This window comes from Bradyrhizobium sp. UFLA05-109, from assembly GCF_054185165.1.
Genome location: NZ_JBBIAR010000029.1, coordinates 103014 through 112624, shown reverse-complemented (window position 1 = coordinate 112624; position 9611 = coordinate 103014). Strand labels below are relative to the sequence as shown.

General features: G+C 64.3%; 11 protein-coding genes and 1 riboswitch. Of the genes, 2 read left to right on the top strand and 9 right to left on the bottom strand.

Going from position 1 to position 9611, the window contains the following annotated elements:
• Positions 1-273: 273 nt before the first annotated feature.
• Positions 274-531 (bottom strand): hypothetical protein, encoded by a 258-nt coding sequence (locus Q3C01_RS22180; RefSeq protein ID WP_458147425.1) that lies wholly within the window; start codon positions 529-531, stop codon positions 274-276.
• A 114-nt stretch (positions 532-645) separates the two neighbouring features.
• On the bottom strand, positions 646-1029 hold the full coding sequence (locus Q3C01_RS22175) for a RidA family protein (RefSeq protein WP_458147424.1): 384 nt from the start codon (positions 1027-1029) through the stop codon (positions 646-648).
• A gap of 383 nt (positions 1030-1412) precedes the next feature.
• Between Q3C01_RS22175 and Q3C01_RS22170 the strand changes: the two genes are divergently transcribed.
• Complete coding sequence (locus Q3C01_RS22170) at positions 1413-1847, top strand: hypothetical protein (RefSeq protein ID WP_458147423.1); 435 nt, start codon at positions 1413-1415, stop codon at positions 1845-1847.
• 103 nt (positions 1848-1950) lie between these two features.
• Here the strand turns inward: Q3C01_RS22170 and Q3C01_RS22165 are convergent, their stop codons facing one another.
• Positions 1951-2643 (bottom strand): glutathione S-transferase family protein, encoded by a 693-nt coding sequence (locus Q3C01_RS22165; protein WP_458147422.1) that lies wholly within the window; start codon positions 2641-2643, stop codon positions 1951-1953.
• 265 nt (positions 2644-2908) lie between these two features.
• Complete coding sequence (locus tag Q3C01_RS22160) at positions 2909-3421, bottom strand: mismatch-specific DNA-glycosylase (RefSeq protein WP_458147421.1); 513 nt, start codon at positions 3419-3421, stop codon at positions 2909-2911.
• Positions 3422-3622: 201 nt separating this feature from the next.
• Here Q3C01_RS22160 and Q3C01_RS22155 point away from each other — a divergent pair, with 201 nt between their 5' ends.
• Positions 3623-4168 carry an HD domain-containing protein gene (locus tag Q3C01_RS22155; protein WP_458147431.1) on the top strand — a complete coding sequence of 182 codons (546 nt, stop codon included), beginning with the start codon at positions 3623-3625 and terminating at the stop codon, positions 4166-4168.
• A 123-nt stretch (positions 4169-4291) separates the two neighbouring features.
• Here the strand turns inward: Q3C01_RS22155 and thiC are convergent, their stop codons facing one another.
• The 5 genes from thiC to Q3C01_RS22130 form a co-directional block, all read right to left on the bottom strand.
• Entirely contained in the window at positions 4292-6190 is a 1899-nt protein-coding gene (gene thiC / locus Q3C01_RS22150; protein WP_458147420.1) for a phosphomethylpyrimidine synthase ThiC, read from the bottom strand.
• Positions 6191-6420: 230 nt separating this feature from the next.
• The gene (locus Q3C01_RS22145) at positions 6421-7050 is read right to left on the bottom strand and encodes a thiamine phosphate synthase (RefSeq protein ID WP_458147419.1); all 630 of its coding nucleotides are present in this window, start codon (positions 7048-7050) and stop codon (positions 6421-6423) included.
• Positions 7037-7819, bottom strand: coding sequence for a thiazole synthase (locus Q3C01_RS22140; RefSeq protein WP_458147418.1), 783 nt, complete (start codon positions 7817-7819; stop codon positions 7037-7039). The genes Q3C01_RS22145 and Q3C01_RS22140 overlap by 14 nt, the downstream gene beginning before the upstream one ends.
• Before the next feature lie 303 nt (positions 7820-8122).
• Positions 8123-8320: a sulfur carrier protein ThiS gene (gene thiS, locus Q3C01_RS22135; protein WP_458147417.1), complete on the bottom strand. Its 198-nt coding sequence runs from the start codon at positions 8318-8320 to the stop codon at positions 8123-8125.
• A gap of 7 nt (positions 8321-8327) precedes the next feature.
• Complete coding sequence (locus Q3C01_RS22130) at positions 8328-9338, bottom strand: FAD-dependent oxidoreductase (protein ID WP_458147416.1); 1011 nt, start codon at positions 9336-9338, stop codon at positions 8328-8330.
• Positions 9326-9454, bottom strand: a riboswitch (TPP riboswitch). Its footprint overlaps the gene before it by 13 nt.
• Positions 9455-9611: the final 157 nt, after the last annotated feature.

Sequence of the window (9611 nt, the reverse complement as noted above, 5' to 3'; positions counted from 1 at the left end):
GCACACAGCATGGAAAAACGACGCATGGATAGCTCCTCAAATGAAAGATGTGATGCTCCTCCCGACAATGTCTGGGAAGGCTGGCGCGGGCCGCTTGGGGAGTGCAGCCCGGACAACAGGTGAGTAGTTCCCTGGCCGAAACAGGTTCAAAGACGAGCGGGTGGAAATCGCAGGAATGTGGCTGGAAATGAGGGGCAACTGCCCGTGCAATGAAAAGGCGGATGACGCTGTCAGCGCATCCGCCCCGCAAAATCGATGATCTCTGCTTTCCGCTTACAGCGTGCAGCGGCGCTCGGCCCGCAGCTTGAGCTGCACGTCATTGGCGGCGGTGAACGTCGGCAATGATTTGCTGACCACCTTGTAGGTCGACGGCCACTCTGTCGGCTTGTAGCGCAGGTCCTCGTTCCAGATCTGGCAAATGCCGGTGTTGTCCCAGCGGATCACATAATAGCCGACCTTGGCGGACGCCGGCACGGCAAAGACCGACGAGGCGATGCCGGCGACGGCACAAGCAGCAAGAACGCGACGCATTGAAATTTATCCCCTTGTTGATACGTGAAGTGCAAAACTCGTGCGGCAAAAGCGTCCCCGTTGCAAGCCGATGCTGCCATCGTTCACGTATATGTCAGTTGCGATGCGTTCGTGTCACTTCGCCAGCGACGCCACCGCTTCGATCTCGATCAGCATCCTCGGGTCCGGCAGCGCGTGCACCACGCAGGTGGTGCGCGCCGGATAGGGCGGTGGGCCGAACGCGCCGGCATAGAGCGCATTCATCGGTGCGACATCGGAGGCACGGGTCAGCAGCACATTGACCTTGGCGAGATCGTGCACCGTCGCGCCTGCCTCCGTCAGCACCCGCTTGATGTTGATGACGACGTTGGCGAACTGCGCCTCAAAACCCTCGGGCAGCGCGCCATGGGCGTTGAAACCGGGAATGCCCGAGATGAACAGGAGATCGCCGACGCGGGTGGCAAAGGACAGCGGCGGCGCCTTGACGTGCGGCGGCGGTGCGAAATGCTGGATCGGCATGGGTCACCTCGTGTCATGGAGAGTCGCGTAGCCCGCATGAGCGTAGCGACATGCGGGATTTCATCAAGATCCCGGATATCGCTTCGCTCCTCCGGGGGAGGCGGCTCGCCCTGCTCCGACAAAATGTCGAAAACAACCCCATGCAAAGTAGAAATGGACGAAAAGGTGCCATTCGGGAAGACCGAAAAGGCGGTTGACACGTCGGGCAAATCACCAGCACAATTCCACAGTGGCGTTCCGTCCTCCTCTCCCCACCCACGGCGAGAGGGGGCGCACCATGCGCGCTGCTGTCGCCTGCCGAACATTTTGCCGCCGCGATCCATCGGATAGATTCGCGCGTCCTGATTCGCTTATCCCCACCAAACATTTCCGGAGCCGCCCTCATGAAGTTCGCATCCACCCTCCGCGCCGCGCTCGTCGCCGTCATCGCCTTCGCCGGCCTCTCCACCGCCGCGCGGGCCGACAGCGGCTTCGTGACGCTGACGATCTACAAGGCGGGCTGGATCATCGGCGGCTCGGGCGGCTCGGGCGTGCTCAACTTCCGCGGCCGCGCCTATCCGCTCTCGACCGGCGGCCTCGACTACGGCCTCGTGTTCGGCGGCTCCAAGACCGTGCTGCGCGGCCGCGTCTCCAACATCTTCCGCCCCTCCGATGTCGCCGGGGTCTACGGCGCCGCCGGTGCCGGCCTCGCGGTGGGCGCCGGCGCCCGCGCCATCGTGCTGACCAACCAGAAGGGCGCCGTGCTGGAGCTCTCCGGCACGCAAGTAGGCCTGATGGCGAACGCGGACCTCAGCGGTCTTGCGATCACGATGCGGTAGACGAGGTGCGTAGGGTGGGCAAAGGCGCGAAGCGCCGTGCCCACCATCTTTCCTTGACTGAGACAGAAGTGGTGGGCACGCTTTGCTTTGCCCACCCTACGAGCTACGAACCGACCGCCGCATGAATCCGCTCGCAATGCGCGACGAGATTCTCGTGCGCATCGACGAAGGCCTTCAGCGGCGTCGGGATCGGGAAGAAGTGGATGTTGGCGAGAAAGCCGTAGATGCCGGCATCAACGCTGGTCGGCGCCGGCCCGTGCACGAAACCCTGCGCAGGCACGATCTCGGCCAGCACCTCGAGATCGGCGAGCCCCCGCGCATAGGCCTGGTCGGGCGTGTAGCGGCCGATGCCCTGAAAATAATAGCGCTGCGCGTTGTACGCCTTCGCCTTCTCCAGCCCCTCGGCATCCACTTTCGGATGCTGCGTCATGAACGCGTCGCAAAACGCCCCGACATAGCGCTCGTCCTTCCAGCGCGAATAGGACATCACCCAGTAGAGATCATCCAACATGCGCGTGACGAGGAGATTGGTCCGACGCTGTTCCGGTGCGAGGCCGATATCGATCGTCAGGCGATATTTCGCGATTGCGTGCGCGATGATCGTCTCGCTGTCGCCGATCGTCTCGCCGTCGTCGACCACATAGGGTAGCTGCCCCCGCGGCGCGGCGGAGGCATCGAACACATGCTCGTGCACGAACGGCACGCCCGCGAGCTTCAGGAAGGCGTAGACCTTGAGGCCATAGCCGTTGTTGTCGGCGACGCCGAAGAGTTGAGGGTAGGAATAGAGGGTCAGCATGGGTGCAAGCTCTCCATCGATCCGCGGAGCGAGATACACGAGATGCGCAACGCGGGAGCAAAGCTACGTGGCATTTTTGACAGCATTGCGTTGCCAAATCCACAGGTGTCGTCCCGGCGAAGGCCGGGACCCATACCGCGTGATTTATCGACTGCGGGTGGCAGGAGTACCGGGCGACGAATCTTCGCCAAACCGCTCCCTGGGGTTATGGGTCCCGGCCTTCGCCGGGACGACGCCGAGTGTGGGGTGCTATTCCGAACCCACCCTAAGCAGCGATCCACGCCGCAAGCTCGCGCCAAGGCTCCAACGTCCAATGGCCGGATGCGGCGCCGGACGGGGAGGTGAGGACGAACACGTCAGGAAATTGCCCATCAGCCTGCTGCCGCCCGAGCGAGATCATCGCGGACGGCTTTCCGTAGAACAGGCTCGCAGCCTTCTTGCTCGTGAACGCGATCGTCTTCGGACGATACTTCTCCATCTTGCTCCGAAACCCCGCCACGTCGATCGTTTCAGCCTCGATCTGGTAATCCATTCCCGCGCCAGACTTGGAGAGATCGGTGAAGCCGATTCCGAGTTCGAGCAGCGCGGCGAATTCGCCCGGCTGGTAGCGCCGCGGCGTGATGCCGACCTCATGGATCGCGCGCCAGAAGCGGTTGCCGGGATGGGCGTAGTAGTGCCCGAGTTGGGCTGAGCGGGTGCTGGCGGCGGTGCCGACGAAGACCAGGCGGAGGTTGGCGCGAAGCTGGTCGGGGAGGCGGTGGAAGGCGGTCACGGGCAAATCAGAGGTCCATAGGTTTTGTAGCCCGCATGAGCGTCAGCGATATGCGGGGTGGCAGCGAATCCCGGATATCGCTTCGCTCATCCGGGCTACGCTTGCTGTCGGACATCGAAGGGGCCAATGAAACTCGCATGCGGTGGGCGAGCCGGCGGCTCGGACCGACGGCTACCATTTCTACCCTTCGTATCCTATACCTTGGTGATGAACCGTGAAGAATTGGCTGCCGCCTATGCGGCACCCGGCCGCCACTATCACAACCTCGCGCACATAGAGGACTGTCTCGCTGCGCTGGCGCAGGTGGAAGCGCTCTCAGTGCGCGAGCGCGAGATCCTGACGGAGGCGATCTGGTGGCACGACGTCGTCTACGATCCGACCCGATCGGATAACGAAGAGCTCAGCGCCCAACTGGCCGAACGGCACGTCGGCGCCGATATCAGCCTCGAAGTCGGCCGCTTGATCCGCCTGACGAAAACGCACGAGGTCAAGGCGGATGATCGCCTTGGCGCGATCCTGATCGCGATCGACCTCAGCATCCTCGGCGCAGAGCCTGCACGCTACGATGCCTATGCCGCCGCCATCCGGCAGGAGTTCATCCACGTCAGCGATGCCGACTATCGCGCCGGCCGCGCCAGGGTGCTTCGCCGGTTTGCCGCCCGCCCGGTCATCTATCCCGATGCCGGCTTCGCCGCGAAGTACGATCGGCGCGCTCGCGACAATCTCGCGCGTGAATTGGCGTCGTTGAGCTGAAGCAGCGGCGCTCTCACCCGGGTGCATCTCTTTAGGTGGTTAAACAGAAAGCCGGGCTTTCGCCCGGCCTCTTCACTTTCGCTGGATGTTCGGATCAAGCTCGAACACGACGGGCAGAGAGTCTCACAGCGCCCGGTTACTCTCCTTCACCTTCTCCGCATCCAGGTACACGCTCGAGCCCATCTCCTTGAACTTCTCGCTCATCTTGGCCATGCCGTCCTCGATGGTGCCAGCCATCGACATGCCGACATTGTTCGGATCGTTCAGCGTCGCCGCATAGTCGCGCACGTCCTGCGTGATCTTCATCGAGCAGAATTTGGGACCGCACATCGAGCAGAAGTGGGCGACCTTGTGGGCTTCCTTCGGCAGCGTCTCGTCGTGGAAGCTCTTTGCGGTGTCGGGGTCGAGTCCGAGGTTGAACTGGTCGGTCCAGCGGAATTCGAAACGGGCGCGGGAGAGCGCGTCGTCGCGGAGCTGGGCGGCCGGGTGACCCTTGGCGAGATCGGAGGCGTGGGCCGCGATCTTGTAGGTGATGACGCCGGTCTTGACGTCGTTGCGGTCGGGGAGACCCAGATGCTCCTTCGGCGTGACGTAGCAGAGCATGGCGCAGCCGAACCAGCCGATCATGGCGGCGCCAATGCCTGACGTGATGTGGTCATAGCCCGGCGCGATGTCGGTGGTCAGCGGCCCAAGCGTGTAGAACGGCGCCTCGCCGCACTCCTTGAGCTGCTTGTCCATGTTGATCTTGATCTTGTGCATCGGCACGTGGCCGGGGCCCTCGATCATGACCTGGCAGCCCTTGTCCCACGCGATCTTGGTGAGCTCACCCAGCGTCTCGAGCTCGGCAAACTGCGCGCGGTCGTTGGCATCTGCAATCGAGCCCGGACGCAGGCCGTCGCCGAGCGAGAACGAGACGTCGTACTTGCGCATGAGGTCGCAGATCTCGTCGAAATGGGTGTAGAGGAAGCTCTCCTTGTGATGCGCCAGGCACCACTTCGCCATGATCGAACCACCGCGCGACACGATGCCGGTGACGCGGTTGGCGGTGAGGTGGATGTATTGCAGGCGCACGCCGGCGTGGATCGTGAAATAGTCGACGCCCTGCTCGCACTGCTCGATCAGCGTGTCCTTGTAGAGCTCCCAGGTCAGCTTGACGGGGTCGCCGTCGCATTTCTCCAGCGCCTGGTAGATCGGCACGGTGCCGATCGGCACCGGCGCGTTGCGCAGGATCCATTCGCGGGTGGTGTGGATGTTGCGGCCCGTGGAGAGGTCCATCACGGTGTCGGCGCCCCAGCGGATCGCCCACACCATCTTCTCGACCTCTTCCTCGACCGACGAGGTCACCGCCGAGTTGCCGATATTGGCGTTGATCTTGGTCATGAAGTTGCGGCCGATGATCATCGGCTCGAGCTCGCTGTGGTTGATGTTGCTCGGAATGATGGCGCGGCCGCGCGCGATCTCGGAGCGCACGAACTCCGGCGTGATGAAGGCGGGCACCGCGGCGCCGAAGCTTTCGCCGTCGGCAAGCGCCGCTTCCGCGCGCTCGAGCTGCTGCTTGCGGCCGAGGTTTTCACGCGCGGCGACGTAGATCATCTCCTTGGTGATGATGCCGGCGCGGGCAAACTCGAGCTGCGTGATCTTGTGGCCGTCGAGGCCGCGCAGCGGCTTGTGATAGGCACTGAACGCACGGGCGGCCTTCTCGGCGGAGACGCCGCCATTGTCCTCAGGCTTGATCGTGCGGCCCTCATACTCCTCGACGCCGCCGCGCTCCAGCACCCAGGCCTTGCGATTGCGGGAGAGGCCCGCGTTGACGTCGATCGTCACGCTCGGATCGGTGTAGGGGCCCGAGGTGTCGTAGACCGGCAGGTTCGGCTCGCCGGCGCCTTCGGAGAGGATGATCTCGCGCAGCGGCACGCGCAGATCGGGCGCTGCCTCGGGCGAAGCAAAGATCTTGCGCGAGGAGGGCAGCGGGCCGGTGGTGACGGCGGGGATGGTTTTTTCAGGGTTGGAGCGGATGTTCATGAAAGATCCTCCTTACTAATTCGTTGGTATCGCTGCTTCGTTGGTATCGCTGCGCGAAAGACAAATGCCGCTGTCATCCCCGCCACCGGGTCTCGCCTTCGGCGAGCCCGATGACAGGCTCCAGCGGGGATCCAGTATTCCAGAGGCCGTACCGTAATACGGAGAAGCCGCGGCGTACTGGATCGCCCGGTCAAGCCGGGCGATGACGGCGGTGTGTGTAACGAGATGCATCACGCAGCCTCCTTGCTACTAAGCCCGAGCCATTGTTTGACCCGCGCATCCGGGTCGGCATTCTGCGTGACGTCGCTGACGACGGCGATGGAATCCGCGCCCGCTGCAAAGATCTCCGCGGCGTGCTCGAACTTGATGCCGCCGATCGCAACCAGCGGGATGCTGCCGACGCGCTTCTTCCATTCGGTGATCTTTGGAATGCCCTGCGGTTCGAAGCGCATCGATTTCAGCGTGGTGAAGAAGATCGGCCCCAGCGCGACGTAGTCGGGCTCGGCCGCGAGCGCGGTCGCAAGCTCTGCGTCGTCATGGGTGGAGATGCCGAGCGTCAGGCCGGCATCGCGGATGGCCTTGAGGTCGGCGTCGACCAGGTCCTCCTGACCGAGATGCAGATGCTTTGCACCGGCGACGATCGCCGCGCGCCAATAGTCGTTCACGACGAGTTTTGCCGGCGTGCCGTTCGTCACCGCGAGCGCGTCGGTAACGATCTGGAGCGCTTCGGCGTCGTTCAGATTCTTGGCGCGGAGCTGGATCGTGCCGACGCCGAGCTTGGCCAGGCGCTCGACCCAGGCGAGGCTGTCGACGACGGCGTAGAAGGGATCAGGATACGCGTTGCGATCAGGATACGGCATGCCAGAACGGGGTCCCAACGACAGGGGTTGACGGGGAGGCGAAGTCGCGGGCGTCCATCAGCCCGGCCTCGTAAGCGGTGCGGCCGGCCTCGACGCCGAGGCGGAAGGCATTCGCCATCGCGACGGGATCGGCGGCTTTTGCGATTGCAGTGTTGAGCAGCACGGCGTCATAGCCGAGCTCGAGCGCATGGGCGGCGTGGCTCGGAGCGCCGATGCCGGCGTCGACCGCCAGCGTGACGTCGGGCAGTCGCTCGCGCAGCAGTTTCAGGGCATCGCGGTTGATGATGCCCTTGGCGCTGCCGATCGGCGCGGCCCACGGCATCACCACCTTGCAGCCGGCGTCGACCAGCCGGTTCGCGACGGAGAGATCTTCGGTGCAATAGGGGAAGACCTCAAAGCCGTCCTTGATCAGGATGGTGGCGGCTTCGACGAGACCGACGACGTCGGGCTGAAGCGTGTCGTTGTCGGCGATGACTTCGAGCTTGATCCAGGACGTCCCGAACAATTCACGCGCGAGCTTTGCGGTGGTCACAGCCTCGCGCACACTGCGGCAGCCGGCGGTGTTCGGCAGCACGGTGACGTCGAGCTCGCGGATCAGGTTCCAGAAGGTGTCCCCGGTCTTGCCGCCGGCCGCCTCGCGCCGCAGCGATACGGTCACGATGTTCGAGCCAGATGCGCGGATCGCGGCCTGCATGATCGCGGGCGAGGGATAGAGCGCGCTGCCGATGAGCAGGCGGGAGGCGAAGGATTTGCCGTAGAAGGTCACCATGTCTGAGGTGTCTCCTCAATAGACTCTGTCGTCCCGGCGAAGGCCGGGACCCATAACCAAAGGCCGTTGTTGTGACAGTCGATCGTTCCCCTAATGCAGCTGTCATCCCCGCCACCGGGCCTCGCCTTCGGCGAGCCCGATGACAGGCTCCAGCGGGGGTCCAGCATTCCAGAGGCGGCGCGGCTAGAACCGAGAGGCCGCGGCGTACTGGATCGCCCGATCAAGTCGGGCGATGACAGCGGAGTATGTGGCGTGTGCTCGCGCAACATCAGCGGTGTGGCCGGCGTGTGTGCCTTCATCACCTCATCCTCCCTGCCGCGGCGTGATGATCTCGATCTCGTCGCCGTCCCTGAGGCTCGTCTCGGCCCAGCGGCTTTTCGGCACCACGTCGTAGTTGAGCGCGATGGCGAAATGCGTGCCTTCGTAGTCGAGCTCGGTGAGTAGCGCGCCCACGCTCGCCGAATTCACCTCGCGTTGCTCGCCGTTGATTGTCAAACGCATTGGACGTTCACGCGCATTGCATCACCTCATTGTCGATCTGGCCGCGCTCGACGTAAGCGAGCGTCAGCTCGGCGAGCGCCGGCGCGAGCAGGAAGCCGTGGCGGTAGAGGCCGTTGACGGCGATCCAGTCGCCGCGAACGCCGATGCGCGGCAAATTGTCGGGGAAGGCGGGTCGAAGACCGGAGCCGAATTCGACGATGCGGGCTTCGCCGAAAGCGGGGTGCACGGCATAGGCCGCGCCGAGCAGCTCCAGCGCGGAGCGGACGCTGACGCCGGTGTCCTCCGCCTCGATCGAGGTCGCGCCCAGCATGAACAGGCCCGCCTCGCGCGGGATCACGTAGAGCGGCCAGCGCGGATGGATCAGCCGGACCGGGCGGGCAAGCTGGACCTCGCTGGTCTCGATCAGGATCATCTCGCCTTTGACGCCGCGCAGCTCCGATTGTTCCTCTCGTGCGGCAAGCCCGCGGCAGTCGATCACGATGCCATCGAGATCGTTGGCGCTGACGTCGCTGGAAAACTTGATGGTGCCGCCGGCGGCGCGGATGCGCTCGTGCAGCTTCGGCAGCACGCGACGCGGCTCGACATGGCCCTCGGTCGGGAAGAACAGCGCCTCGCGGAAGCGCCCTTCGAGCGACGGCTCGAGCGCCGCAAGGCCGGCGGCATCAAGCCGCCGATGGCCCTGCGTCATCCTCGCAAAACGCTCGAAATCGTTGCGCTCGCGCGGGAGCGCCACGACCAGCGAGCCGTTGAATGGCGTATCCGGCAATTCGCGCCGCCAGATGTCGAGGGAGCGCAGGCCGAGCCGGCTGATGATGGGCTCGGCGACCTCGGCCTCGCAATAGGGCGCGAGCATCCCGCCGGCCCAGTGGCTGGTGGCGTCCGTCATTGCCGCGTCACTGCGCTCGTGCAGAGTGACGGCGTGGCCGGCCTGCGCGAACAGCAGCGCCTGCCAGGCCCCTGCGATGCCTGCGCCGATGATGGAAACCGGTGAATCCGGTCGTTTGGTCGTCTGGTACATCCCTGTCCCTTCGCCGGCATGACCCGGATCAGGTTCAAAGGGTCACCGCGGTCCTGGGCGTTCCCACCCATTTAGCGGTATCTCAGCTCCTCCTCGGAGCACCCCTCGGAACAACGCTAATGTATGCCAGTGACGCTGTGTGTCAACGCGTATCCCCAAATCGTACCCCGGACGCGGCGCAGCGCGATCGCGGTGCGCCGCAGAGCCGGGGCCCAGATAAGGAGACATGAGGTCGGAACCGGCATGGGTCCCGGTTCAGCACTGCGGCACTTC

Coding starts and splice junctions, on each gene's coding strand:
- Q3C01_RS22145 (WP_458147419.1), bottom strand. CDS start 7,050: ATGCCGTATCCTGATCGCAACGCGTATCCTGATCCCTTCTACGCCGTC.
- Q3C01_RS22155 (WP_458147431.1), top strand. CDS start 3,623: ATGAACCGTGAAGAATTGGCTGCCGCCTATGCGGCACCCGGCCGCCAC.
- Q3C01_RS22170 (WP_458147423.1), top strand. CDS start 1,413: ATGAAGTTCGCATCCACCCTCCGCGCCGCGCTCGTCGCCGTCATCGCC.
- thiS (WP_458147417.1), bottom strand. CDS start 8,320: ATGCGTTTGACAATCAACGGCGAGCAACGCGAGGTGAATTCGGCGAGC.
- Q3C01_RS22165 (WP_458147422.1), bottom strand. CDS start 2,643: ATGCTGACCCTCTATTCCTACCCTCAACTCTTCGGCGTCGCCGACAAC.
- Q3C01_RS22140 (WP_458147418.1), bottom strand. CDS start 7,819: ATGGTGACCTTCTACGGCAAATCCTTCGCCTCCCGCCTGCTCATCGGC.
- Q3C01_RS22180 (WP_458147425.1), bottom strand. CDS start 531: ATGCGTCGCGTTCTTGCTGCTTGTGCCGTCGCCGGCATCGCCTCGTCG.
- Q3C01_RS22175 (WP_458147424.1), bottom strand. CDS start 1,029: ATGCCGATCCAGCATTTCGCACCGCCGCCGCACGTCAAGGCGCCGCCG.
- thiC (WP_458147420.1), bottom strand. CDS start 6,190: ATGAACATCCGCTCCAACCCTGAAAAAACCATCCCCGCCGTCACCACC.
- Q3C01_RS22130 (WP_458147416.1), bottom strand. CDS start 9,338: ATGTACCAGACGACCAAACGACCGGATTCACCGGTTTCCATCATCGGC.